20 protein-coding genes, 1 tRNA gene and 1 pseudogene are annotated in these 24,642 nt (G+C 69.2%); 17 read left to right on the plus strand and 5 right to left on the minus strand.

Annotated elements, in window-relative coordinates; translation table 11 throughout:
• The 11 genes from WA967_RS02795 to WA967_RS02845 all read left to right on the plus strand — a co-directional run bounded on the left by WA967_RS02795 (position 1) and on the right by WA967_RS02845 (position 13,099).
• Positions 1–594: a Trp biosynthesis-associated membrane protein gene (locus WA967_RS02795; protein WP_424419377.1), complete on the plus strand. Its 594-nt coding sequence runs from the start codon at positions 1–3 to the stop codon at positions 592–594.
• Positions 595–628: 34 nt separating this feature from the next.
• Complete coding sequence (locus WA967_RS02800; protein WP_298864771.1) at positions 629–859, plus strand: HGxxPAAW family protein; 231 nt, start codon at positions 629–631, stop codon at positions 857–859.
• Between the two features lie 2 nt (positions 860–861).
• Positions 862–1,662: an indole-3-glycerol phosphate synthase TrpC gene (trpC, locus tag WA967_RS02805; protein WP_424419395.1), complete on the plus strand. Its 801-nt coding sequence runs from the start codon at positions 862–864 to the stop codon at positions 1,660–1,662.
• Between the two features lies 1 nt (position 1,663).
• Positions 1,664–2,872, plus strand: coding sequence for a tryptophan synthase subunit beta (gene trpB / locus WA967_RS02810; RefSeq protein WP_424419378.1), 1,209 nt, complete (start codon positions 1,664–1,666; stop codon positions 2,870–2,872).
• A complete protein-coding gene (gene trpA / locus WA967_RS02815; protein ID WP_424419396.1) occupies positions 2,866–3,672 on the plus strand; it encodes a tryptophan synthase subunit alpha in 807 nt (268 codons plus the stop codon). The genes trpB and trpA overlap by 7 nt, the downstream gene beginning before the upstream one ends.
• Positions 3,673–3,682: 10 nt before the next feature.
• Positions 3,683–4,681: a prolipoprotein diacylglyceryl transferase gene (gene lgt / locus WA967_RS02820; RefSeq protein WP_424419379.1), complete on the plus strand. Its 999-nt coding sequence runs from the start codon at positions 3,683–3,685 to the stop codon at positions 4,679–4,681.
• 161 nt (positions 4,682–4,842) lie between these two features.
• Positions 4,843–9,348, plus strand: coding sequence for a glutamate synthase large subunit (gene gltB, locus WA967_RS02825; RefSeq protein ID WP_424419397.1), 4,506 nt, complete (start codon positions 4,843–4,845; stop codon positions 9,346–9,348).
• Positions 9,341–10,807 carry a glutamate synthase subunit beta gene (locus WA967_RS02830; protein ID WP_424419380.1) on the plus strand — a complete coding sequence of 489 codons (1,467 nt, stop codon included), beginning with the start codon at positions 9,341–9,343 and terminating at the stop codon, positions 10,805–10,807. The genes gltB and WA967_RS02830 overlap by 8 nt, the downstream gene beginning before the upstream one ends.
• A 56-nt stretch (positions 10,808–10,863) precedes the next feature.
• The gene (gene pyk, locus WA967_RS02835; protein WP_424419381.1) at positions 10,864–12,312 is read left to right on the plus strand and encodes a pyruvate kinase; all 1,449 of its coding nucleotides are present in this window, start codon (positions 10,864–10,866) and stop codon (positions 12,310–12,312) included.
• A 63-nt stretch (positions 12,313–12,375) separates the two neighbouring features.
• Positions 12,376–12,458, plus strand: a tRNA-Leu gene (locus WA967_RS02840).
• Positions 12,459–12,484: 26 nt separating this feature from the next.
• Positions 12,485–13,099, plus strand: coding sequence for an ANTAR domain-containing response regulator (locus WA967_RS02845; RefSeq protein ID WP_424419382.1), 615 nt, complete (start codon positions 12,485–12,487; stop codon positions 13,097–13,099).
• A 69-nt stretch (positions 13,100–13,168) separates the two neighbouring features.
• Here WA967_RS02845 and WA967_RS02850 read toward each other — a convergent pair whose 3' ends face one another.
• A complete protein-coding gene (locus tag WA967_RS02850; RefSeq protein ID WP_424419383.1) occupies positions 13,169–13,609 on the minus strand; it encodes a hotdog fold thioesterase in 441 nt (146 codons plus the stop codon).
• Positions 13,610–13,654: 45 nt separating this feature from the next.
• Between WA967_RS02850 and polA the strand changes: the two genes are divergently transcribed.
• The 6 genes from polA to WA967_RS02880 all read left to right on the plus strand — a co-directional run bounded on the left by polA (position 13,655) and on the right by WA967_RS02880 (position 21,608).
• The gene (polA, locus tag WA967_RS02855) at positions 13,655–16,294 is read left to right on the plus strand and encodes a DNA polymerase I (RefSeq protein WP_424419384.1); all 2,640 of its coding nucleotides are present in this window, start codon (positions 13,655–13,657) and stop codon (positions 16,292–16,294) included.
• Positions 16,295–16,327: 33 nt separating this feature from the next.
• Complete coding sequence (locus tag WA967_RS02860) at positions 16,328–18,001, plus strand: DUF885 domain-containing protein (protein WP_424419385.1); 1,674 nt, start codon at positions 16,328–16,330, stop codon at positions 17,999–18,001.
• Between the two features lie 68 nt (positions 18,002–18,069).
• Positions 18,070–19,422 (plus strand): MFS transporter, encoded by a 1,353-nt coding sequence (locus tag WA967_RS02865; RefSeq protein WP_424419387.1) that lies wholly within the window; start codon positions 18,070–18,072, stop codon positions 19,420–19,422.
• A gap of 43 nt (positions 19,423–19,465) precedes the next feature.
• Positions 19,466–20,221, plus strand: coding sequence for an SGNH/GDSL hydrolase family protein (locus WA967_RS02870; RefSeq protein ID WP_424419389.1), 756 nt, complete (start codon positions 19,466–19,468; stop codon positions 20,219–20,221).
• Positions 20,218–20,862: a YczE/YyaS/YitT family protein gene (locus WA967_RS02875; RefSeq protein ID WP_424419391.1), complete on the plus strand. Its 645-nt coding sequence runs from the start codon at positions 20,218–20,220 to the stop codon at positions 20,860–20,862. Before WA967_RS02870 ends, WA967_RS02875 begins: the two co-directional genes overlap by 4 nt.
• Before the next feature lie 2 nt (positions 20,863–20,864).
• Complete coding sequence (locus WA967_RS02880) at positions 20,865–21,608, plus strand: formylglycine-generating enzyme family protein (RefSeq protein ID WP_424419392.1); 744 nt, start codon at positions 20,865–20,867, stop codon at positions 21,606–21,608.
• Between the two features lie 6 nt (positions 21,609–21,614).
• Here the strand turns inward: WA967_RS02880 and WA967_RS02885 are convergent, their stop codons facing one another.
• The 4 genes and pseudogenes from WA967_RS02885 to WA967_RS02900 all read right to left on the minus strand — a co-directional run.
• Positions 21,615–22,940 (minus strand): MFS transporter, encoded by a 1,326-nt coding sequence (locus WA967_RS02885; protein ID WP_424419393.1) that lies wholly within the window; start codon positions 22,938–22,940, stop codon positions 21,615–21,617.
• Between the two features lie 9 nt (positions 22,941–22,949).
• Positions 22,950–23,900 (minus strand): MerR family transcriptional regulator, encoded by a 951-nt coding sequence (locus tag WA967_RS02890; protein ID WP_424419394.1) that lies wholly within the window; start codon positions 23,898–23,900, stop codon positions 22,950–22,952.
• A gap of 64 nt (positions 23,901–23,964) precedes the next feature.
• A pseudogene (locus WA967_RS02895) lies at positions 23,965–24,270 on the minus strand (HIT family protein); the annotation flags it as partial.
• Between the two features lie 97 nt (positions 24,271–24,367).
• A partial coding sequence (locus WA967_RS02900) for an HNH endonuclease signature motif containing protein (RefSeq protein ID WP_424419398.1) occupies positions 24,368–24,642 on the minus strand: 275 nt, incomplete at its 5' end.

Raw genomic sequence — 24,642 nt, forward strand, 5'->3', positions numbered from 1 at the left:
ATGCTCGCGCGCGCGCGCATGTACGCCGTCCTCGCCTTCCTCCTCTCCGGCGGCGTGGGGATCATCTCGTCCACCCAGACCTGGATCACCGCAAACAGGGCGGATGCCGCGGAGCCGCTGCTGGTGTCGGGCGCCGACGCCATGCCGCTGCTGGCGCCGCTGTCGCTGGCCGTGCTGGCACTGGGAGCGGCGCTGTCGATCGCGGGAGTCGTCCTGAGGTACGCCTTCGCGGTGCTCGGTCTCGGCGGTGCGGTCGTGCTGCTCACCGGAACCCTGCCCATCGTGCTGGATCCGCCGCTGGAGGCGGTGGCCCCGGCGCTGACCAAGGCCACCGGCCTCAGCGGGGACAAGACCCTGCAGGCCATGGTGAGCGGACTGCACTCAGGGGGCTGGGCGATCGCGGCCCTGTGCGCGTGGGCGCTGCTGGCGGCGGCCTGCGCGTTCGTGCTGGCCACTGCGCATCGCTGGAAGGCCGGCAGCCGTCGGTATGAGCAGATCTCCGACGGCCACCACGCCGAAGCCGGCCCCCTGGATGCCGTGGATTCGTGGGACGAGCTGTCGCATGGCACGGATCCCACCGGCCCTTCCCGATAGAATGATCACATCGCCGACCCTCCCGGAGGAGAACATGACCAACCCGATCGCCGACCCCGGCCACGGACATTCGCCTGCAGCCTGGACGATGGTCGTGATCATGCTCCTCGGCTTCGCCACCGGCACCGTCTTCTTCTGCGCCGGTCTGCCGGTCGGCGTCTACGTCGGCGTGGCCATCATCATCATCGGCGTCATCACCGGCTGGGTGCTCTCCAAGGCCGGTTGGGGCGTGAAGGGCCCGAAGTACACGCCCAAGGCGCACTGATGATCCTCGCCGACCTCACGGCCGGCGCTGTCGAGGACGCCGAGCGCCGCGCGCTGTCGCGACCGCTGGCCGATGTGGAGCGCGACGCTCTCGCACGCCCTGCCGCCCGCGACGCACTGGCAGCCCTGGCCCCCGCCGACCGGGTGAAGATCATCGCCGAGGTCAAGCGTGCGAGTCCTTCGCGCGGGGCCCTGGCGGAGATCCCCGACCCGGCGTTGCAGGCCTCGCTGTACGAGCAGGGCGGAGCCTCCGCGATCAGCGTCCTGACCGAGGAGCGCCGCTTCGGCGGCAGCCTGGCGGACCTCGAGGCCGTCACGTCGCGAGTGGACCTGCCCGTGCTGCGCAAGGACTTCCTCGCCACGCCGTACCAGGTCTTCGAGGCGCGCGCCGCGGGCGCCGACCTCGCCCTGCTCATCGTTGCGGGCCTGGACCGCACCGTGCTGGACGAGCTCTACGCGCTGGTCCTCGAACTGGGCATGACTCCGCTCATCGAGACGCACACCGCCGAAGAGCTCGACGTGGCTCTCGAGCTGGGCGCCGACCTCATCGGCATCAACGCCCGCAACCTGAAGACCTTCGAGCTGGACCGCGACCTGTTCGGCCGGCTCTCCGAGCGCATCCCTGACACCGCCATCCGCGTCGCCGAGTCGGCGGTCCTCGCGCCCGACGACGTCCGGCATTACCGCGAGGCGGGTGCGGATGTCGTGCTCATCGGCGAGGCGCTGGTCACCGGCGACCCCGTCGCCACACTGAACGCGTTCCTGCAGGCCGGCGACATGCCGGTGCGGCAGGGGAGAGGCTGAGATGGGACTCCGCGACCAGCACGGTCCGTTCTTCGGCGAGTACGGCGGCCGGTACATGCCGGAGTCGCTCATCGCCGCCATCGACGAGTTGACCGAGGCGTACGAGGCCGCCATCGTCGACCCGGCCTTCCAGGCCGAGCTGGCGACGCTGCTGCACTCCTACGCGGGTCGCCCGTCGCCGATCACCGAGGTGCCGAGGTTCGCCGAGCACGCCGGCGGTGCCAGGGTGTTCCTCAAGCGCGAGGATCTCAACCACACCGGCTCGCACAAGATCAACAACGTGCTGGGGCAGGCGCTGCTGACCAGGCGCCTGGGCAAGACCCGTGTCATCGCCGAGACCGGTGCGGGGCAGCACGGCGTGGCGACCGCCACTGCCGCAGCACTGTTCGGCCTGGACTGCACGATCTACATGGGCGAGGTCGACACCGAGCGCCAGGCCCTCAACGTCGCGCGCATGCGCCTGCTGGGCGCCGAGGTCGTGCCGGTGAAGACCGGGTCGCGCACCCTGAAGGATGCGATCAACGACGCGTACCGCGACTGGGTGGCCACGGTAGAGACCACCAACTACATCTTCGGCACCGCCGCAGGGCCGCATCCGTTCCCCGCCATGGTGCGCGACTTCCAGAAGATCATCGGCGAAGAGGCGCGCGAGCAGCTGCTCGCGCAGGCCGGCCGGCTTCCGGATGCGGTCGTCGCCTGCGTCGGCGGCGGGTCGAACGCCATCGGCATGTTCGACGCGTTCCTGGATGACGAGGGCGTGAGGCTCTACGGCGTGGAGGCCGCCGGCGACGGCGTCGACACGCCGAAGCACGCGGCATCCATCGAGCGCGGTCGCCCCGGCGTGCTGCACGGCGCGAAGACCTACGTGCTCCAGGACGAGGACGGCCAGACCGTCGAGTCGCACTCCATCTCCGCCGGGCTCGACTACCCGGGCGTCGGGCCGGAGCACGCCTGGCTCAGCGACATCGGCCGCGCGACGTACATCCCCGCCACCGACGACGAGGCCATGCAGGCGCTGCGGCTGCTGAGTCGCACCGAGGGCATCATCCCCGCCATCGAATCCGCGCACGCACTCGCCGGTGCGCTGCGCATCGGACGTGAACTGGGGCCGGGCGCCATCATCGCCGTCTCGCTGTCCGGGCGCGGAGACAAGGACATGGACACCGCCGCGCGGTACTTCGACCTGTACGACCGGGAGGATGCATCGTGAGTCGCGTCGAGGACGCCATCCGCAAGGCGCATGAGGCCGGCCGTGGCGCGTTCATCGGCTACCTGCCCGTCGGATTCCCCGATCTGCAGACCAGCATCGATGCGGCGCTGACCCTCGCGCGCAACGGCGTCGACGTGATCGAGCTGGGTCCGCCGTACTCCGACCCGGTGATGGACGGCGAGGTCATCCAGCAGGCCACGCAGCAGGCGCTGGCGAAGGGCTACCGCACTCGCGACCTGTTCACGGTGCTCAAGGAGATCACCTCCCGCACCGAGGTGCCGGTGGTCGTCATGACGTATTGGAACCCCGTGCTGCAGCACGGCGTCGAGCGCTACGCCGACGACCTGCTCGCCGCAGGGGGTGCGGGTCTCATCACGCCGGACATCACGCCCGAGTCCGCCGCCGAGTGGATCGCCGCCAGCACCCGCACCGGGCTGGACCGCATCTTCCTGTCCGCCCCCACTTCCTCGGATGCTCGGCTGGAGCTCGTGACGAGCTCATCCACCGGCTTCGTGTACACGGTCTCCACCATGGGCATCACGGGGGAGCGCGCCGCGCTCGACCGCGCCGCCCGCACTCTCGTCGGCCGGCTCCGCGAACACGGCGCACGCTACGCCTGCGTCGGCATCGGGATCTCCAATCCCGAGCAGGTCGCCGCGGTCGTGGACTACGCCGACGGTGCGATCGTCGGCACGGCGCTGGTGAAGGCCCTCCGCGACGGCGGGCTCGAGCAGCTCGCCGCGACCACCCGAGCCCTTGTCGACGGCACGCCGTCGGCGCGATTCTCGACAGGAAACTAGACTCTCTCTCATGTCCCTTGCGCTTCACAGCCTTGCCTCGAGTGTGCCCGCCAGCATCCCGAGCCCCCCGGTCAGCACGTTCCCGGTCTTCGGGATCACGATCCACTACTACGCGCTGTGCATCATCGCGGGCATCATCGCCGCCACGCTGATCACCAACCACCGCCTCACCCGGCGCGGTGCGGAGAAGTGGGTCGTCATCGACATCGCCATCATCGCGGTGCCGCTGGCCATCATCGGCGCGCGCATCTTCCACGTGCTCACGCATTTCAACTTCTACTTCGGCCCGGGCAAGAACACCTGGAACCCCTTCGAGCCCGGCTCCGTCTGGGCGATCTGGGAGGGCGGCATCGCCATCTTCGGCGCGCTCATCGGCGGCGCCATCGGCGCCTACCTGGGCTGCCGGTGGACGGGCATCCGGTTCTGGAGCTTCGCCGACGCCCTCGCACCGGGGCTGCTGCTGGCGCAGGCCATGGGCCGCTTCGGCAACTGGTTCAACCACGAGCTGTTCGGTCTGCCGACCGACCTGCCGTGGGGCCTGCAGATCGAGTCCACGAACCCGGCTTTCCCCGCGGGACTGCCCGACGGGACGCTGTTCCACCCCACCTTCCTGTACGAGGTCATCTGGAACAGCCTCGGCGTGCTGGTGCTCCTGTGGCTCGGCCGCCGTCTGGGCCTGCAGTGGGGCAAGCTGTTCGCCTGCTACCTGATCTGGTACAGCGCCGGCCGCATCGTGTGGGAGAGCATCCGCATCGATCCCAGCGAGGTCTTCCTGGGACTGCGCAGCAACGTGTGGGCCGCCATCATCGGCGTGCTCGTCGGAATCGTCATCCTGATCGTCCAGACGCGTCGTCACCCCGGCCTGGAGCCCTCGCCGTACACAGATGGTCGGAAGAACCCGGATGCGGTTGTAGACTCTGATCACGATTCGAACGATTACGTCGATCTGAGTGAGCCTCCGACCGACGAGATCGACGCAGGAGCACCCGCCACAAGCACGGCTCCCTGAGGCGGGCGCGTCACGCGACACGTCACCTCGCAGCGTGTGATCACTTCACACTGAACGAGCGGGCCAGCGCTGTCCCCGGTTTCACTCGACACTGAGGACGGTGACTGGTGTACTTCCAGCCTCCCTACGGCGCCTCCGGCGCTTACCCCCCGAAGCAGGGGATGTACAACCCCGCGTTCGAGAAGGACGCCTGCGGCCTGGCCATGGTCGCGACGCTCCGCGGGGAACCAGGCCACGACATCATCGCGCTGGCGCTTCAGGCGCTGCGCAACCTGGAGCACCGCGGTGCGATCGGCTCTGACGCCGGCACCGGCGACGGAGCCGGCATCCTCACCCAGATGCCGGACGAGTTCCTCCGCTCGGTCACAGGTTTCGAGCTCCCCCCGCTCGGCGAGTACGCCGCGGGCCTCGCGTTCCTCCCCAGGGAGTCGAGCGCACGCCGCGAGCAGAAGGCCGGCATCGAGCGCATCGCCGCCGACGAGGGCATCACGGTCCTCGGCTGGCGCGAGGTGCCCACCGTCAACGAGCACCTGGGCAAGCTGGCCGACGAGGCGCGCCCCGCCTTCGAGCAGCTGTTCCTGACCGCGCCCGGCCATCTGTCCGGTCTGGCGCTGGACCGCGTCGCCTACCGGCTGCGCAAGCGTGCGGCCCACGAGCTCGACGCCTACTTCGTCTCGCTGTCCTCGCGCACTCTCGGGTACAAGGGCATGGTCACCACGCTGCAGCTGGAGCCGTTCTACCCCGATCTGCAGGACGAGCTGTTCGCCTCGGAGCTGGCCGTCGTGCACTCGCGCTACTCGACCAACACGTTCCCGTCCTGGCCGCTCGCGCAGCCGCTGCGTCTGCTGGCGCACAACGGCGAGATCAACACGATCGGCGGCAACCGCAATTGGATGCGCGCCCGGCAGTCCCAGCTGGGTTCGGAGCTGCTCGGCGAGATCGCTCCGCTGCTGCCGATCTGCACCGAGGGCGAGAGCGACTCGGCCTCCTTCGATGAGGTCCTCGAGCTGCTGACGCTCACCGGGCGCAGCCTGCCGCACGCCGTCATGATGATGGTGCCGGAGGCCTGGGAGAAGCAGACCGGCCTCGACCCCGACCTGCGTGCGTTCTACGAGTACCACGCAGGTCAGATGGAGCCGTGGGACGGCCCCGCGGCGCTCATCTTCACCGACGGCACGCAGGTGGGCGCCACCCTCGACCGCAACGGCCTGCGCCCCGGGCGCTGGACCGAGACCACCGATGGACTCGTCGTGATCGGCAGCGAGACCGGGGTGCTGGAGTTCGCCCCCGAGCGCATCAAGCGCCGCGGCCGGCTGCGCCCCGGCCACATGTTCCTCGTCGACATGGAGCAGCACCGCATCGTCGAGGACGCCGAGATCAAGCGCGATCTCGCCGCCCTGCACCCGTGGCAGGAATGGCTCGACGAGGGCGCCGTGCGCCTGGCGGATCTGCCCGAGCGCGAGCACATCGTGCATCCGGCGGCATCCATCACCCGCCGTCAGCGCACCTTCGGCTACACCGAGGAGGAGGTGCGCATCCTTCTCACGCCGATGGGCCAGAACGGCGCCGAGCCCCTCGGCGCGATGGGCACCGACACTCCGATCGCCGCTCTCGCCGACCGTCCCCGGCTGCTGTTCGACTACTTCGTGCAGCAGTTCGCGCAGGTCACCAACCCGCCGTTGGACGCCATCCGCGAGGAGGTCGTCACCAGCCTGCGCCTGGGCCTCGGCCCCGAGCGCAACCTGTTGGAGTGGGGGCCGGACCACGCGCGGACGGTGAGCCTGGACTTCCCGGTGATCGACAACGACGAGCTCGCCAAGATCCGCCACATCGACCGGGCGCTTCCCGGCCGCTCCAGTGCCGTCATCCGCGGGCTCTACCACTTCGACGCCGGCCCGCAGACGCTCGCGGAGCGGCTCGATCAGATGTGCGCCGAGGCGGATGCCGCCATCGCGCGCGGTGCAGAACTGCTGATCCTCTCCGACCGCGACTCCAACAAGGACCTGGTCCCGATCCCGTCGCTGCTCATGGTCGCCGCCGTCCACCACCACCTGATCCGTCGCGAGAACCGCATGAAGGTGGGACTCATCGTCGAAGCCGGCGATGTGCGCGAGGTGCACCACGTGGCAACCCTCATCGGCTACGGCGCCTCCGCGGTGAATCCGTACCTGGCGATGGAGACCGTGGAGCACCTGGTGCGCACCGGCTACATCACCGGCATCACGCCCGAGCAGGCCGTGCACAACGTCATCCACGCGCTGGGCAAGGGCGTGCTGAAGATCATGTCGAAGATGGGCATCTCCACGGTGTCCTCCTATGCGGGCGCCCAGGTGTTCGAGGCGCTCGGCCTCAGCCAGGAGCTCGTCGACACCTACTTCACCGGCACCGAGACCAAGCTGGGCGGCATCGGGATCGAGGACGTGTTCGCCGAGAACCAGGCGCGGCACGACTTCGCCTACCCCGAGGACTCCGCCCCGCGCGCCCACGAACGGCTGTGGACGGGCGGCGAGTACCAGTGGCGCCAAGACGGCTCACCGCACCTGTTCAACCCGGAGACGGTGTTCCGCCTGCAGCATTCCACGCGCACGCGCCGCTACGACATCTTCCGCGAGTACACGAAGCTCGTCGACGACCAGTCGCATGAGCTGAAGACCATCCGCGGTCTGTTCGAGCTGCGCACGGGGGAGCGGCCCGCCGTGCCCCTCGACGAGGTCGAACCCGTCAGCGCGATCGTCAAGCGGTTCTCGACCGGGGCGATGAGCTACGGCTCGATCTCCCAGGAGGCCCACGAGACCCTCGCCATCGCGATGAACCGCCTGGGCGGCAAGTCCAACACCGGGGAGGGCGGCGAGGATCCCGACCGCCTGGTCGACCCCGAGCGCCGCAGCGCCATCAAGCAGGTCGCCTCCGGCAGGTTCGGCGTCACCAGCCAGTATCTCACCGAGGCGACCGACCTGCAGATCAAGCTCGCACAGGGGGCCAAACCCGGCGAGGGCGGGCAGCTGCCGCCGCAGAAGGTGTACCCGTGGATCGCCCAGACCCGGCACGCGACGCCAGGAGTGGGTCTCATCTCCCCGCCGCCGCACCACGACATCTACTCGATCGAGGACCTCAAGCAGCTCATCTACGACCTCAAGCGCGCCAATCCCGCCGCTAGGATCCACACGAAGCTGGTGAGCCAGTCCGGCATCGGTGCGGTGGCGGCCGGTGTGGCCAAGGCCCTCAGCGACGTCATCCTCGTCGCCGGGCACGACGGCGGCACCGGCGCGAGCCCGCTGAACTCGCTCAAGCACGCCGGCACGCCGTGGGAGCTGGGGCTGGCCGAGACCCAGCAGACGCTCATGCTCAACGGCATGCGCGACCGCGTGGTGGTGCAGGTCGACGGGCAGCTGAAGACCGGCCGCGACGTGATCATCGGCGCGTTGCTGGGCGCGGAGGAGTTCGGTTTCGCGACGGCGCCCCTGGTGGTCTCAGGCTGCATCATGATGCGCGCCTGCCACCTGGACACCTGCCCGGTGGGCGTCGCCACGCAGAATCCGCTGCTGCGCTCCCGCTTCACCGGCAAGCCGGAGTTCGTGATCAACTTCATGGAGTTCATCGCCGAGGAGGTCCGCGAGCATCTCGCGGCTCTCGGCTTCCGCTCTCTGGACGAGATCATCGGGCACACCGAGCTGCTGCGCGCGGATGCGGCCATCCGGCACGGCAAGGCGAGCGGCCTGGACCTGTCGCCCATCCTCGAGGGACCGGCGTTCCCCGCCGGTGAGCCCCGCAAGAGCGGCCGCGCCCAGGATCACGAGCTGCACCGGCACTTCGACACTCAGCTCATCGCCCTCAGCGGCGACGCGCTCGAGCACGGTGACCCGGTGCGCATCGACCTGCCCATCCACAACACCGAACGCGCGGTGGGAACCATGCTCGGGCATCACGTGACCGCCCGGTACGGGGGCGCCGGACTGCCGCCGGAGACCATCGACATCACGCTGCGAGGCACGGCGGGGCAGTCTCTGGGGGCCTTCCTTCCCTCCGGCATCACGCTGCGTCTGGAGGGCGACGCCAACGATTACGTGGGCAAGGGCCTCTCGGGCGGTGACATCGTGATCCGTCCGCCGCGGGATGCGGTCTTCGAGCCGGAGTCCAACGTCATCGCGGGGAACGTCATCGGCTACGGCGCGACCAGCGGCTCGCTGTTCATCTCCGGCGTCGTGGGGGAGCGCTTCCTGGTGCGCAACTCCGGCGCCACCGCCGTCGTCGAGGGCGTGGGCGACCACGCGCTGGAGTACATGACCGGCGGCGTCGCGGTGATCCTCGGAACCAGCGGGCGCAACATCGGCGCCGGGATGTCGGGCGGCGTGGCCTACGTGCGGAACCTGCAGGAGTCGCAGCTGAACACGGCGGCGCTGGCGAGCGGGGAGCTGCTGCTGTCCGCGCCGGATGCCGAGGACGTGGAGCTGCTCACCCACCTGCTCACCGAGCACGCCGAGCGGACCGGGTCGGCTCTGGCATCCGCTCTGCTCGCGGATGCCGACGGACTGAGCACCGCGTTCGTCAAGCTGCTGCCTCGCGACTACGCGGCCGTGCAGCAGTTGCGCAGCGATGCGCGCACCGCCGGGGAGAACCCCGACGGCGAGGAGATCTGGACCCGGATCCTGGAGGTGACCCGTGGCTGACCCGAGGGGTTTTCTGAAGACCACCCAGCGCGAGCTTCCGGCTCGCCGCCCCGTGCCCGTCCGGATCATGGACTGGAGAGAGGTCTACGAGGACACCGACCGCACCGTCCTGCGCCGCCAGGCGAGCCGCTGCATGGACTGCGGCGTGCCGTTCTGCCACTCCGGGTGCCCGCTGCACAACCTGATCCCGGAGTGGAACGACCTCACCTGGCGCGACGAGGGGGAGGCCGCCATCGAGCGGCTGCACTCCACGAACAACTTCCCGGAGTTCACCGGGCGGCTGTGCCCCGCCCCCTGCGAGAGCGCCTGCGTGCTGGGGATCAACCAGCCGCCGGTGACGATCAAGCACATCGAGCAGTCCATCGCCGACTACGCCTTCGAGAACGGCTGGATCACCCCGCAGCCCCCGCAGCGGCTGACCGGCAGGACCGTCGCCGTGGTCGGGTCCGGTCCCGCCGGACTCGCCGCCGCCCAGCAGCTGACCCGGGCAGGGCACACCGTGGTCGTGTACGAGCGGGACGACCGCATCGGGGGTCTGCTGCGGTACGGCATCCCCGACTTCAAGATGGAGAAGCACCTCGTCGACCGCCGCGTGGCGCAGCTGGAGGCGGAGGGCACGCGCTTCCGCCCCGGCGTGGAGATCGGCGTCGACCTGTCGTGGACCGACCTGCGCGCCCGCTACGACGCCGTGCTGATCGCCACAGGGGCGACAGTGCCGCGCGACCTGGCCATCCCGGGCCGCGACCTGCCCGGCGTGCACTTCGCCATGGACTACCTCGTGCAGTCCAACCGCGCCGTGGCCGGCGATGCCGTCCCCGACCAGCTCACCGCCGAAGGCAAGCACGTCGTCGTGATCGGCGGCGGCGACACCGGATCGGACTGCATCGGCACCGCGCATCGCCAGGGCGCCCTCAGCGTCACCAGCCTCGCCATCGGCCGACGCCCGGGCGATGAGCGCAGAGAGGACCAGCCATGGCCCACCCAGCCGACCCTGTTCGAGGTGCAGTCCTCGCACGAGGAGGGCGGTGAGCGCACCTACCTGGCGTCCACGGTCGAGTTCCTCGCCGACGAGCACGGTGCGCTGCGCGCCCTGCGCGTGGCGGAGACCGCGTTCGTAGACGGGCGCCGCGTGCCGCAGAGCGGGACGGAGCGGGAGATCCCCGCCGAGCTCGTGCTGCTCGCCATGGGCTTCACGGGACCGGAGACCGGCACGATCGGTCACGAGGGCGCCGCTCACGTGAGCGCGGGCGGCCGGCTCCGTCGTGACGGCAGGTTCGCGACCTCGGAGCCCGGCGTGTACATCGCCGGCGACGCCGGGCGCGGGCAGTCCCTCATCGTGTGGGCGATCGCCGAGGGCCGTGCCGCGGCCGCCTCCATCGACCACGACCTGATGGGCGGCACCGCGCTGCCGACACCCGTGAGTGCAACGGATGTCGCGCTCCGTGTCCAGCCCGCGTAGGCTGAGCGCGGCAACGTCGCCATGATCCCCCTGTTCCTCTTACCCTGGAGATGCCGTTGAGACGCGCCAAAATCGTGGCCACCCTCGGGCCTGCAACCTCGACCTATGAAACGGTCCGTGCACTGATCGAGGCCGGAGTCGACGTCGCGCGACTCAACCTCAGCCACGGGGACTACTCCGTGCACGAGACGAACTACGCCAACGTGCGCAGAGCGGCGGAGGATGCTGGACGCGCCGTAGCCGTGCTGGTCGACCTGCAGGGCCCGAAGATCCGTCTGGGCAGGTTCGAGAACGGGCCGTACGAGCTGGCCGTCGGCGACATCTTCAAGATCACGACCGAGGAGATCATCGGCAACAAGGAGATCTGCGGCACGACGTTCAAGGGCCTGCCACAGGACGTCAAGCCCGGAGACTTCCTCCTGATCGACGATGGCAAGGTGCGCGTGGAGGTCGTCTCCACCGACGGCACCGTCGTGACCACGAAGGTCGTCGTCGCCGGCGCCGTCTCCAACAACAAGGGCATCAACCTGCCCGGCGTCGCCGTCAACGTCCCGGCACTCAGTGAAAAGGACGAAGCCGACCTGCGCTGGGGCCTGCGCACCGGTGCCGATCTGATCGCGCTCTCGTTCGTGCGCAACGCCGCCGATGTCGACCGCGTGCACGAGATCATGGCCGAAGAGGGCGTGCGCGTTCCCGTGATCGCGAAGGTCGAGAAGCCGCAGGCCGTCGATGCGCTCGAGGAGATCGTCAACGCGTTCGACGCGATCATGGTGGCCCGCGGTGACCTGGGCGTGGAGCTGCCGCTGGAGGCCGTTCCGATCGTGCAGAAGCGCGCGATCGAGCTGGCCCGTCGCAACGCCAAGCCCGTCATCGTCGCCACGCAGATGCTCGAGTCGATGATCTCCAGCCCGGTGCCCACCCGCGCCGAGACCTCGGATGTCGCCAATGCCGTCCTCGACGGCGCCGACGCCGTGATGCTCTCCGGCGAGACCAGCGTGGGGGAGTACCCGGTGGTGGTCGTGGAGACCATGGCACGCATCATCGAGTCCACCGAGGAGCACGGACTCGAGCGCATCGCCCCGCTGAAGAACAAGCCCCGCACGCAGGGCGGCGCCATCACGCTCGCAGCGCTCGAGGTCGCCGAGTTCGTGGACGCGAAGTTCCTCTGCGTGTTCACGCAGTCCGGTGACTCGGCTCGCCGCCTGTCGCGGCTGCGCTCGCGCATCCCGATGCTCGCGTTCACGCCCGAACCGGGCATCCAGCGCCGCATGGCGCTGACCTGGGGCATCAGCTCGACCCTGGTCGAACTGGTGCAGCACACCGACTCGATGTTCCACCAGGTGGACGACTACCTGCTCGGGACGGGTCTCGCCGCAGAAGGCGACAAGGTCGTCGTGATCTCGGGTTCCCCTCCCGGGATCATCGGCTCCACCAACGACATCCGCGTCCACAAGGTCGGGGATGCCGTTGGCGGAGCGGCGCCGGTCTACAAGACCCGCGCCTGAGTGCATCCGGAAAGGGGCGGGCCTGCGAGCTCGCCCCTTTCTCGTGCGCTAAAGTCGATCCGGGCCGGCGTGGCGGAATGGCAGACGCGGAGCACTCAAAATGCTTTGTCCGAGAGGACGTGTGGGTTCGAGTCCCACCGCCGGCACAAGGTGAACAGATAGGATCGATCCCGTGACCGAAGAACAGCCTGAACAGCCCACGGCATCCGCTCCGCGACGCGTCGTCGTCGCCGAGGATGAGTCGCTGATCCGCCTCGACATCGTCGAGATCCTCCGCGACAACGGCTTCGACGTCGTCGGCGAGGCCGGCGACGGCGAGACCGCCGTGCAGCTGGCCACCGAGCTGCGCCCCGATCTGGTCGTCATGGACGTGAAGATGCCGCAGCTGGACGGCATCAGCGCCGCCGAGAAGCTGCATAAGGCCAACATCGCGCCCGTGGTGCTGCTGACGGCGTTCAGCCAGAAGGAACTGGTCGAGCGCGCCAGCGAGGCCGGCGCGCTGGCCTACGTGGTCAAGCCGTTCACTCCCAACGACCTGCTGCCCGCGATCGAGATCGCGCTGGCCCGCCACGAGCAGATCATCACGCTCGAGGCCGAGGTCGCCGACATGGTCGAGCGCTTCGAGACCCGCAAGCTCGTCGACCGTGCGAAGGGCCTGCTCAACGAGAAGATGGGCCTGTCCGAGCCCGAGGCGTTCCGCTGGATCCAGAAGGCGTCGATGGATCGCCGCCTGACCATGCAGGATGTCGCCAAGGCGATCATCGAGCAGCTCGCACCCAAGAAGTGAGCGCGACCCACTGACCTGGAAGGCCCTGCCATGCGGCGGGGCCTTCTCCGTTCCGGCCGGGAGCTCCGTTCAGGCCGGGAGCTCCTTGATGAGGTTCGTGATGCGGATGGTCGAGCAGCGACGGCCCTGATCGTCGCTGACGGCGATCTCGTGCACGGTCATGGAGCGGCCGAGGTGGATCGGCGTGCACACCGCGGTGACGGTCCCGGAGGTGGCGGAACGGGTGTGCGTGGCGTTGATGTCCACGCCCACTGCGAGGCGCCCAGGGCCCGCGTGCAGGTTCGCGGCGGTGGAGCCCAGCGATTCGCCCAGCACCACATAGGCGCCGCCATGCAGCAGGCCGACCGGCTGGGTGTTGCCCTCGACGGGCATCGTGCCCACGCACCGCTCGACGGAGAGCTCGGTGAAGACGATTCCCATCTTCTCGGCCAGCGCGCCCATTCCGCGCTGCGTGGCCCACTCCATGCTCGTCATCTGAGCCTGGTCCGTGATCCGGGCCTGGTCCGTCATGCGTCCTCCTCGGCGAGTGTCCGTCGTGCTCGTTAGGCTGGCAGGGTGACGGACTCCGCAAAGCCTACCCTCATGGTCGTCGACGGCCACTCGCTCGCGTACCGGGCGTTCTTCGCCCTCCCGGTCGAGAACTTCACGACCAGGGACGATCAGCACACCAACGCCATCTACGGCTTCCTGTCCATGCTCGTCAACCTCATCAAGGCCGAGAAGCCGACCCACATGGCCATCGCGTTCGACACCTCGCGGCATTCGTTCCGCACCGATGAGTACCCCGAGTACAAGGGCACCCGCTCGGAGACGCCGCAGGAATTCCGGGGTCAGATACCGCTGCTGCAGGAGTGTCTGGCGGCCATGTCGATCCCTGTGCTCACCAAAGAGGGCATCGAGGCCGACGACATCCTCGCCACGCTGTCATCCCAGGGCGCCGCGCAGGGCTTCGAGGTGCTGGTGGTCTCCGGCGACCGCGACTCGATCCAGCTGGTCAACGACGAGGTCACGCTGCTGTACCCCTCCGTGCAGGGCGTCTCCCAGCTCAAGCGCTACGACCCCGCCGCCGTGCAGCAGCGCTACGGCGTGCGGCCCGAGCAGTATCCCGACGTCGCGGCATTGGTCGGCGAGACCAGCGACAACCTCCCCGGGGTGCCGAAGGTGGGGGAGAAGACCGCCGTGAAGTGGCTCACCCAGTTCGGCACGCTCGACGAGTTGCTGGAGCGCGCCGACGAGATCAAGGGCGTCGTCGGCGGCAACCTCCGCGAGCACATCGAGGATGTCAGGCGCAATCGGCGCCTGAACCGTCTGCTCACCGATGTCGAGCTTCCCGTCGGGCCTGCCGACCTGGCCGTCGCCCCCATCGACGCGCAGGCCGTGCGCGACATCTTCGCGCGTCTGGAGTTCCGCACGCTCCTGCCGCGCGTGTTCGAGGCCGTCGGCGCCGGCGACGACGCCGTTCACGGCGAGCCCGCCGTCGCGCTGCCGGACGCCGTCGAGTCGACCGCATCCGAACTGGTCACGTGGCTGTCCGCGCAGACCGGGGAGGTGGGTCTCACGCTGGTGCGGAACGGACGCGCGATCACGCGCGTGGGGGTAGCCACCGTCGGCGAGCTGCGCGAGTGCGACTGGGACGACGAGACGGCCGCGGCGCTGCGTTCCTGGCTGGAGTCGGATGCCGCCAAGGTGCTCAACGACGCCAAGCCGCAGGTGAAGGCTCTGCTGCACGCCGGCATCCGCCTGGGCGGCCTGGCCTACGACACGCTGCTGGCCGGCTGGCTGATGCGCCCGAGCTTCCCTGACAAGACTCTGGCGCACCTGGTGACGCGCTATCTCGACGAGAAGCTGCCCGAGGCCGACCCGACCCAGCTGGTCCCCGAGCACGACGGCGCCACACCCGCGCAGGAGGCCTGGTTCACCCTCCGCACCGCCACCGCGATCCGCGAGGCCATGCCCGAGCCGGTGGCGTCCGTGCTGGTCGACATCGAGTTCCCGACCCTGGCGACCCTCGCCGACATGGAGGTGGCGGGCGTGGCCGTCTCGCACGAGGTGCTCACCGGCTTCTCGGGCGAACTGCTCGCGCGCGTCGACGCACTCGCCGCCGCCTCGTTCCAGCTCGTGGGGCGCGAGTTCAACATGGGCTCGCCGAAGCAGCTCCAGGAAGTCCTGTTCGAGGACCTCCAGTTGCCGAAGACCCGCAAGACGAAGACCGGGTACTCCACGGATGCGGCATCTCTCGCCGACCTGCAGGAGAAGTCCGCGGACCCGCATCCGTTCCTCGAGCTGCTCTCGCAGCACCGCGAGGCCACCAAGCTGCGCCAGATCATCGAGTCGCTTGATGTCGCAATCGGCGCGGAGGGACGCATCCACACCACGTACGTGCAGACCGGCAGTCAGACGGGGCGCCTGTCCAGCACCGACCCGAACCTGCAGAACATCCCCGTGCGCACCGAGGAGTCCCGCCGCATCCGCAGCGCGTTCCAGGTGGGCGAGGGGTACGAGACCCTGCTGACCGCCGACTACTCGCAGATCGAGATGCGCATCATGGCGCACCTGTCGGGTGACGCGGGCCTGATCGAGGCGTTCAACACCGGCGAGGACCTGCACCGCTTCGTGGGATCCCGCGTGTTCGGCGTCGCGCCGTCCGAGGTCACCGCGCACATGCGCACGAAGGTCAAGGCCATGTCGTACGGCCTTGTCTACGGTTTGTCGGCGTTCGGCCTGTCCAAGCAGCTGCGCATCGAGCAGTCCGAGGCCAAGCAGCTCATGGTGGAGTACTTCGCCCGCTTCGGCGCCGTGCGCGACTACCTGCGGGCCTCGGTGCTGCAGGCCAAGGAGGACGGCTACACCGAGACCATCTTCGGCCGCCGCCGCCCGTTCCCCGATCTCAGGAGCCCCAACCGCGTGCTGCGGGAGAACGCCGAGCGTGCGGCGCTGAACGCTCCCATCCAGGGCAGCGCGGCCGACATCATGAAGATCGCGCTGTTCCGCATCCACTCCGACCTGCGCGAGGCGGGTCTCCGGTCGCGCGTGCTGCTGCAGATCCACGACGAGCTCGTCGTGGAGATCGCGCCGGGGGAGTGGGATGCCACCGAGCGCATCGTCCGCGATCGGATGTCCGGTGCGGCCGATCTCACGGTTCCGCTGGACGTGCAGGTCGGGCGCGGCCGCAATTGGAACGAGGCGGCGCACTGATCTCGGGGAAGCCACGGCGCTAGGCTCGAGGCCATGACTGCTGAACCCCGCACCCCCTCCGCGATCGACCAGGTCGCCGAGCGCTGGGTGGACACCCTCGTCGAACTGTCGCCGACGCTGGCGACCTACATCGGCCGCAACGAGGCGAATGGAAGACTCGACGATCTGAGTCTCGAGGGCCAGGAGCGCTCGGTCGACGCCGCCCGAGCGACCCTCGCGGAGCTGGACGCCCTGGAGCCGGCGGATGAGATCGACCGCGTCACCAAGACCGACCTGTCGGCGGAGCTGCGCCTGCAGATCGAGCTGCACGAGGCGAACTGGCACCTGCGCGAGCTCAATGTCATCGCCTCCGCACCGCAGGACTTCCGTCAGGCGTTCGACCTCATGCCGACCGCGAGCATCGACGACTGGAGCGTCGTCGCCGAGCGGTTGGCGGCGATCCCCGCGGCGCTGAAGGGCTACGCGCAGACGCTCCGCGAGGGCATCCGCCGGGGTGTCGTGCCCGCACGGCGCCAGGTGACCGAGGTCGCCACGCAGGTCGCCCGGTACACCGCCGACGACGGCTTCTTCGCCTCGTTCGTCGCCGACGCCGCTCCCGAGGAGGGCCAGCTGCCGGCGTCCCTCGCGAAGGAGCTCGCCGACCGCTCGGGTGCGGCACGGGTCGCGTACGACGAGCTGCGCGACTTCCTCACCGGTGAGCTGGCGCCTGCCGCATCCGAGCAGGACGCCGTGGGCCGCGAACTCTACGCGCTGAACTCCCGCCGATTCCTGGGCGCCACGATCGACCTCGATGAGACGTACGAGTGGGGCCGCGAGGAGCTCGCGCGGATGATCGCCGAGCAGGAGTCGATCGCGAATGAGATCCTTCCCGGCGCGAGCGTCGAGGAGGCCGTCGCGCACCTCGAGGCCGACGCGTCTCGCAAGCTGCACGGAACCGATGCACTGCAGCGCTGGATGCAGGAGACCAGCGACAGGGCGATCGCCGACCTCGGCGCCAGCCACTTCGACATCCCGGAGCAGATCCGCGAGCTGGAGTGCATGATCGCCCCCACGCAGGAGGGCGGGATCTACTACACCGGCCCCACGGACGACTTCTCGCGCCCCGGACGCATGTGGTGGTCCGTGCCCGAGGGCGTGACCGAGTTCGACACCTGGCGCGAGCTGACGACGGTCTACCACGAGGGCGTTCCCGGCCATCACCTGCAGATCGCGCAGGCCACCTACAACCGCGCAGAGCTGAACACCTGGCGACGCGTGCTGGCGGGCACGTCCGGGCACGCCGAGGGATGGGCGCTGTACGCGGAGCGGCTCATGGAGCAGCTGGGCTATCTGGACGACCCGGCCGACCGGCTCGGAATGCTGGACGGCCAGCGCATGCGCGCCCTGCGCGTGGTGCTGGACATCGGCGTGCACCTGGGCAAGCCGCGCCTGGACGGCGACGGCATCTGGGACCACGACTACGCGCTGGACATGATGCGCCGCAACGTGAACATGTCCGACGAGTTCCGCCAGTTCGAGGTCAACCGCTACCTGGGATGGCCGGGACAGGCGCCCTCGTACAAGGTCGGCCAGCGCATCTGGGAGCAGGTGCGCGACGCGGTGCGCGAGCAGCAGGGCGAGGCATTCTCGTTCAAGGAGTTCCACAAGCGCGCCCTCGACGTGGGCGGAGTCGGCCTCGACACCCTGCGCTCGGTGTTCCTCGGCTGAGAGCTGCGCACGGTTCTCGGCGTCGTAGTAGGTGTGGTCATGATGACCACACCTACTACGATGGGAGCATGTCCGAACCCACTCTGACGAGCCGCTCCTCGCTCTCCGCGCGCCTGGATGCGCTGCCGTTCACCCGCTCCCACTTGCGCGTCCTGACGGGATCCGGCGTGGGCTGGGCGCTGGACGCGATGGATGTCGGCCTGATCTCGTTCATCATCGCGGTTCTGGCCGAGCAGTGGTCGCTGAGCCCGGCCACTGCAGGCTGGATCGCGTCGGTCGGATTCATCGGCATGGCCGTCGGCGCCAGCGTGGGCGGGCTGCTGGCCGACCGGCTGGGCCGCAGGCACGTGTTCGCGATCACGCTGCTCATCTACGGCATCGCCACCGGCGCCAGCGCGCTCGTCGGCGGCGTGGCGCTGCTGCTGGTGCTGCGCTTCTTCGTCGGTCTCGGGCTCGGCGCGGAGCTGCCGGTCGCGTCGACCTACGTGAGCGAGTTCGCACCGGCCCGCATCCGCGGTCGCGTGATCGTGATCCTCGAGGCCTTCTGGGCGGTCGGCTGGACGGCATCCGCGCTGATCGGATACTTCGTGATCCCGGCATCCGAGAGCGGGTGGCGGTGGGCGTTCGCGCTCGGCGCGATCCCCGCCGTGTACGCCGTAGTGATCCGCTGGGGCCTGCCGGAGTCGCCGCGCTGGCTGGCGTCACGCGGTCGCCTCTCCGAGGCCGAGCGGATCGTGTCGAGGATGGAGACGGATGCTGCGCTGCAGCGCACGCCGGCGATCAGGAAGGAGCCGGTGCGCGAGACGCTGGTCGTCTCCGGCGTGGGCCGGGTCGGGATGCTGTGGGCGCCGGAGTTCCGGCTGCGCACGCTGAGCGTCTGGACGGTGTGGTTCTGCGTGAACTTCGCCTACTACGGCGCGTTCATCTGGATCCCGTCGATCCTGGTGAAGTCCGGCTACGACCTGATCCACTCCTTCGGTTTCACCCTGGTGATCACGCTCGCGCAGCTGCCCGGATACGCTGCCGCTGCATGGCTCATCGAGGTGTGGGGCAGGAAGGTCACCCTGTCGGTGTTCCTGGCCGGGTCGGCGATCTCGGCGATCGTCTTCGGTCTGGCGGACTCGCAGGCCATGGTGATCGGCGCTGGCATGGCGCTGTCCTTCTTCAACCTCGGAGCCTGGGGCGCACTGTACGCCGTGACGCCGGAGATCTACCCGACCTCGCTCCGCGGAACAGGCGCGGGATGGGCCGCCGGCATCGGGCGCATCGCCTCGATCATCGCGCCCCTGCTGGTGCCGGTCATGCTCGCGAGCGGCGGCGCACTGCTGGCCTTCGTCGTGTTCTCCGTGTTCTTCGCCATCGCCACGGCCGCGGCGTGGGGCCTGGTGGATCGCCGCGGCGCCGCTCTCGACGACCGCTGACACGGCGGCGCCTGAGGCATCCGCTCGGTTCTAGGCTGGTGTGATGGCAGAAGTGCGTTTCGTGGCGATCGGCGACTCGTTCACCGAGGGCGTCGGCGACGAGCTGCCGGACGGCGGTGTCCGCGGCTGGGCCGACATCGCCGCGCAGGGCTGGGCGGATGCCTCGGGCCACAGCATCCATTACGCGAATCTCGCGATCCGCGGCAAGCTGGCCTGGCCCATCGTGCAGCAGCAGCTGGAACCAGCGCTCGCCCTGAAGCCCACGCATCTCTCGTTCAACGCGGGTGGCAACGACATGCTGCGTCCGAACGCCGACATCGAGCACATCGCCGACTCGTTCACGCGCGTCCTGCGACGCTGCGATGAGGAGGGTGTGCGACTGATCGTGCTCTCCGGAGCCAACCCCAGCGAGCGTCTGCCGATGGGGAGGATGGTGCAGCGCCGAGGGGACGAGCTGTCGGATGCCGTGATGCGGCGCATCGAGGATCGCCCCGACGTGGTGCGCGCTCTGAACTGGCCCGACACCGAACTGTCCCGCGCCCCGTACTGGTCCGACGACCGGCTGCACATGAACGCGCACGGCCATCACCGGGTGGCCGCCCGCGTGCTGGACGCGCTGGGCCTGGAGCCTCCGCAGGAGTGGTGGGAGCCGGTGCGGACACCCCGGATGGGTCCCAGCGGCTACACCTACTACCGGCAGTTCGTCGGTCCGTGGATCACGCGACGCCTCACCGGCACGTCGTCGGGCGACGGTCGCACCGCCAAGTTCGGCACCTGGTCGCAGAGGGACCCGCGGTGAGGGCTGGGTCGAGCAGGCGGCTGGGGCGCCGCATCCTGCAGCTGCTGATCGGCCTGTTCCTGTACGGTCTCGGCATCGCGCTGATGATCCGCGGAGTGATCGGCGCCGCGCCCTGGGACGTCCTCTCGCAGGGGCTGGCCACGCACCTCCCGCTCACCTTCGGCACGGTCACGATCATCGTCAGCGGCATCGTGCTGCTGATGTGGATCCCGCTGCGGCAGAGGATGGGCATCGGCACGATTCTCAATGCGCTGCTGATCGGCCCCTCCGCCGACGTCGGATTCCTGATCATCCCGGTCACCGAGGTGCTGTGGATCCGCGTGATCTCCTTCGCGGTCGGACTCACGATGGTCGGCGCAGCGACGGGACTGTACATCGGCGCGCGCTTCGGCCCTGGCCCGCGCGACGGCCTGATGACCGGGTTGCACCGGGTGACCGGACGCCCCATCTGGGTGGTGCGCACGGCGCTGGAGGTGACCGTGGTCGTGATCGGATGGCTGCTGGGCGGCAACGTCGGCATCGGGACCGTCGCCTTCGCCTTGCTGGTCGGGCCGCTGTGCCAGTACTTCATGCGCATCTTCGACGTCGTGCCGCAGGGGGAGAGGCCGCTCCAGCCGCACTCCGACCCCGTGGAGGGGTGAGCATGGATCTCCCGGAGATGCGCGGCCTCCCGCCGGGCACCGTGACGCTGCACGACGCGCGGCGCGGAGAGCACCGGACAGTGCACCTCGAGGCGTTCGAGATCGGCGTGTTCGCGGTCACGGAGGAGCAGTTCGCCGAACTGCTGGGGATCCCCGCATCCCATCCCCGTCGCCCCGCAAGGGATCTGAGCTGGCAGCGGGCTGTCCGATTCTGCAATGCGGCCTCGGAGTGGGAGGGCCTGGACCCCGCCTACGCGTTCGACGGCGAGGAGGTCGCCTGGCACATCGACAGCGACGGCTACCGTCTGCCCACCGAGGCGGAGTGGGAGTACGCGTGCCGTGCCGGCTCGACAGGGCCGCATTACGGGCCGCTCGAGGAGGTCGCCTGGACAGCGCTGGATGGCGTCGATCATCCGCAGGGTGTGGGGATGAAGTTGCCGAACCTCAACGGCCTGTTCGACACGCTCGGGAACGTCTGGGAGTGGTGCTGGGACTTCCTGGACGTGGAGCGCTATGACGACTACCGGGTGTTCCGTGGCGGCGGCTTCGCCGATGATGCCTGGAGCGTGCGGGCTTCGGTGCGTCGCGGGGGCGGACCGCGGATGCATCACGACGATGTCGGCATGCGGCTCGCGCGAGGCGGGTTCGATGCGGCGGACGCGGCTCAGGGCTGGTCCGCGCAGGCGGATGCGGAACGCGCCGGGCGCGGGGGAGCGCACTCCGTGGGGTGGACGCCGCGACGCTGACCGGACTCAGCGGCGCTTGCGCTCCGGGTCGAGCCCCATTCGGATGCGGGTGTGCTTGCGTTCGATGACGATCATCGTGATGCCGAGGATCCACAGCGGCAGCTGGGTGATGAACGCCCAGCGGAACGGCCCCAGCGCATAGGTGGCGGGAGTGCCGGCGCCCTGCAGATCGAGGGTGAGCCCGATGAGGAAGATCGCGGTGAGTGCCGCGAGGAATCCGCCGGAGTTGGTCACGCCGGTGGCGGTGCTGAGTCGGTGCACCGGGTTGTGGGTGCGAGCGTGGTCGAAAGCGATCATGGATGCCGGACCGCCAGCCCCCAGGCACACCACGAGCACGGCCAGCAGCCACACCGGTGCGGGGCCGGGCCAGACGGCGATGGCGATCCACGCGATGACCTGGACGCCGATGCTGGGGAGCACCAGGGCTAGAGAGCGGCGCGTGGGGATGCGCCGGGACAGCTCGCCGAGGATGGGCCCCAGCACCATGGCGACGATCACGTTGAGGGAGAGCAGCCCTGCGGCAGCGGCCTTCGACAGGCCCTCGCCTTCGGTGAGGTACGGCATGCCCCACAGCAGCAGGAAGGCCGTACCGGCGAACGGGGTGGTGAAATGCGTCCAGAAGGCCAGTCGCGTGCCCGGGTGCGCCCACGCGGCGCGGATGCCGACGCCGGTGTCGATGGCGGAGGTGACCACACGGACGACGCCGGTCTCGGTGTTGACGGAGACGTCCTCGTCGCGGTGCGCGGGGCGGTTGCGCACGATGGCCCACAGCAGCACCGCGAACAGCACGCCCAGGCCCGCAACACTGCCGAACGTGATGGTCCAGGTGGTGGAGTGCAGGAGAGCTGCGAGTGGGAGAAGTGCGACGAGCTGCCCGCACTGCCCGGCGATGCCCGTCATCTGCACCATGATGGGCGCCCGCTGCGCGGGGAACCAGGTCGCGACCAATCGGATGACGGCGGGGAAGATCGCGGCGTCGCCGGCGCCGAGGAGCACACGGGCGATGATCGCGACGCCGATGCTGGGGGAGACCGCCATCACGAACTGCCCGACGCTCATCAGCAGCATCCCGATGACCATGACCGGACGCGACCCGTACTTGTCGAGCAGGATGCCGATCGGGATCTGCATCCCGCCGTAAACGGCCAGCTGCACCACGGCGAACAGCGACAGCGTCGCGGCATCCGCATGGAATCGCTCGGCGGTGTCGACGCCGACAGCGCTCAGCGAGCTGCGGTTGACGATCGCAAGGACATACGCGGCGACGGCGACGGTCCAGATCAGCCAGGCGCGCCAGCCCGGACTCAGACGGGGGAGGGGAGCGGCTGTCACCGTCTCAGGTTAGTCGGAGTCGAGCGGATGCCGGACCAGCCACTCCAGCACCTGCTGCGCATGTTCGTTCGGCGGGAAGATCGGGTAGAACGCGTGCTCGATGACGCCGTCTCGGATCACGAGGGTCAACCGGGAGTACAGGCGCGGATGGCCGGGGGCGGCGAAGGTGGGCAGGAGCAGCGCGTCGGCGAGCCGGAAGCCCGCATCGGAGAGCATCGCGAAGGGGAGTCGCAGTCGGTCGACGACCTCGGCCTGGTAGTCGATGCTCTGGCTCGAGAGCCCCCAGACCCGCGCAGCGCCCGCTGCCTGCAGGTCGTCATGGTGATCTCGGAAGTCGCAGGCCTCCGTCGTGCAGCCTCGAGCTCCGGGGATCGCGTCCCAGCCCTCGGGCAGATCCACGCCGGGGCGGCCGGTGAGCGGGTAGAGGTAGAGGATGGTGCGTCCGGCGCCGAGATCAGTGAGGTCGACGCTGCGGCCGTCGCTGGCAGTGAGCGTGATTGGCGGCATCCGCATTCCCGGAAGAGGGGAGGCGGCGCCGTCGTCGGTCGGTACCGGCAGGTCATCGGGGATGCTGGTGTAGTCGCTCATGGTGTCCTCCTGGATGAAGCCGCGTTCGGCGCTGTCGTTCAGCCGCGAGACGAGTCGCGCGCGGCGGTCGTGGAGGAGCTCGATCAGCCGATCGACCTCGCGGATGCTGTCGCGGTACGACGCGAGCGACGACACGCAGTCGTCTCCGTGCTGGTGACCGAGATCGAGGCATTCTACGAACGGCGCCGTCGCCCGGGCCGGAATGCCGATGCCCGTGAGGTCGCGAATCTCCCGGACCGCGCGGAGGTGAGCCTCGCCGTAATCGCGGTAGCCGTTGGGCAGGCGCTCGGGCGTGATCAGGCCGAGCCGCTCGTAGTACCGTACGGCTTTCACCGTGGTGTTCGCTCGGTGCGCGAGTTCGCTGATCTGCATGATGTTCCTCCGATGACGACGCTAGACCTTGACCTGCAGGGCAGAGTCAAGCCGGCTCGCTCGTTCAGCCCTGCTCACGCGTCGGCACTGGATGCTGACCGACGTGCCTTGAATACTCGAATGCGCTGCGGGCGATATCCTCGTGGGATTCGATGCCGATCACGATGGGCACGATGCGCTGGAGGCGCGCGAGCAGGATGACGCCGTCAGCACCCAGCGCAGGCTGCAGAGTCCGCCCGATCCGCTGAGCCGTGAACATGGTTGCTGTCAGGTCATCAGGGGAGATCTCGAGGAGATCGGCGCTGTGCCGGTTGGGGATCACCAACAGGTGTCCGTCGGCGCCGGGATCGGTATCCATGAACGCGAACGTGTCCTCGTCCTCGTCCTCGTAGACCTTCGCGCAGGTCCCTGACCCTGTCGAAGGGTCGGTGGTGAAACGCTGTGGCTCGAGGCGGACTGGGTCCGGTTCAGAAGGGTGATCTGGTTTGTTGTGCGGTGAGGGGTGTGTTGGGCCAGGTGATGCTGGTGCGGAGGGTGTCGGTGGGGATGAACATGACGCGGGACTGCTCGAAGTCGGGGTAGGTGCGGCCGTCCGGGCTGGTCCATTGCACGGTGCGGTCGCTGGTCTGCCGGGCGGTCCAGCGGGCGAGGTCGGGCAGGGTGGGGTGCTTGAGCCCGTGGTGGGTCTTGCAGAAGTACGCCAGGTTGTCGATGCTGGTTTCGCCGCCTTGTGCCCAGTCCT

Origin of the sequence: Microbacterium sp., assembly GCF_049650565.1 — a bacterium.
In the GTDB taxonomy this organism is placed as follows: domain Bacteria; phylum Actinomycetota; class Actinomycetes; order Actinomycetales; family Microbacteriaceae; genus Microbacterium.

What these genes read in the sequence shown, in the direction of transcription:
- WA967_RS02795 (WP_424419377.1), top strand. Translation starts at nt 1, where the DNA reads ATGCTCGCGCGCGCGCGCATGTACGCCGTCCTCGCCTTCCTCCTCTCC.
- WA967_RS02800 (WP_298864771.1), top strand. Translation starts at nt 629, where the DNA reads ATGACCAACCCGATCGCCGACCCCGGCCACGGACATTCGCCTGCAGCC.
- trpB (WP_424419378.1), top strand. Translation starts at nt 1,664, where the DNA reads ATGGGACTCCGCGACCAGCACGGTCCGTTCTTCGGCGAGTACGGCGGC.
- lgt (WP_424419379.1), top strand. Translation starts at nt 3,683, where the DNA reads ATGTCCCTTGCGCTTCACAGCCTTGCCTCGAGTGTGCCCGCCAGCATC.
- gltB (WP_424419397.1), top strand. Translation starts at nt 4,843, where the DNA reads ATGTACAACCCCGCGTTCGAGAAGGACGCCTGCGGCCTGGCCATGGTC.
- WA967_RS02850 (WP_424419383.1), bottom strand. Translation starts at nt 13,609, where the DNA reads ATGACGGACCAGGCCCGGATCACGGACCAGGCTCAGATGACGAGCATG.
- WA967_RS02860 (WP_424419385.1), top strand. Translation starts at nt 16,328, where the DNA reads ATGACTGCTGAACCCCGCACCCCCTCCGCGATCGACCAGGTCGCCGAG.
- WA967_RS02865 (WP_424419387.1), top strand. Translation starts at nt 18,070, where the DNA reads ATGTCCGAACCCACTCTGACGAGCCGCTCCTCGCTCTCCGCGCGCCTG.
- WA967_RS02870 (WP_424419389.1), top strand. Translation starts at nt 19,466, where the DNA reads ATGGCAGAAGTGCGTTTCGTGGCGATCGGCGACTCGTTCACCGAGGGC.
- WA967_RS02880 (WP_424419392.1), top strand. Translation starts at nt 20,865, where the DNA reads ATGGATCTCCCGGAGATGCGCGGCCTCCCGCCGGGCACCGTGACGCTG.
- WA967_RS02890 (WP_424419394.1), bottom strand. Translation starts at nt 23,900, where the DNA reads ATGCAGATCAGCGAACTCGCGCACCGAGCGAACACCACGGTGAAAGCC.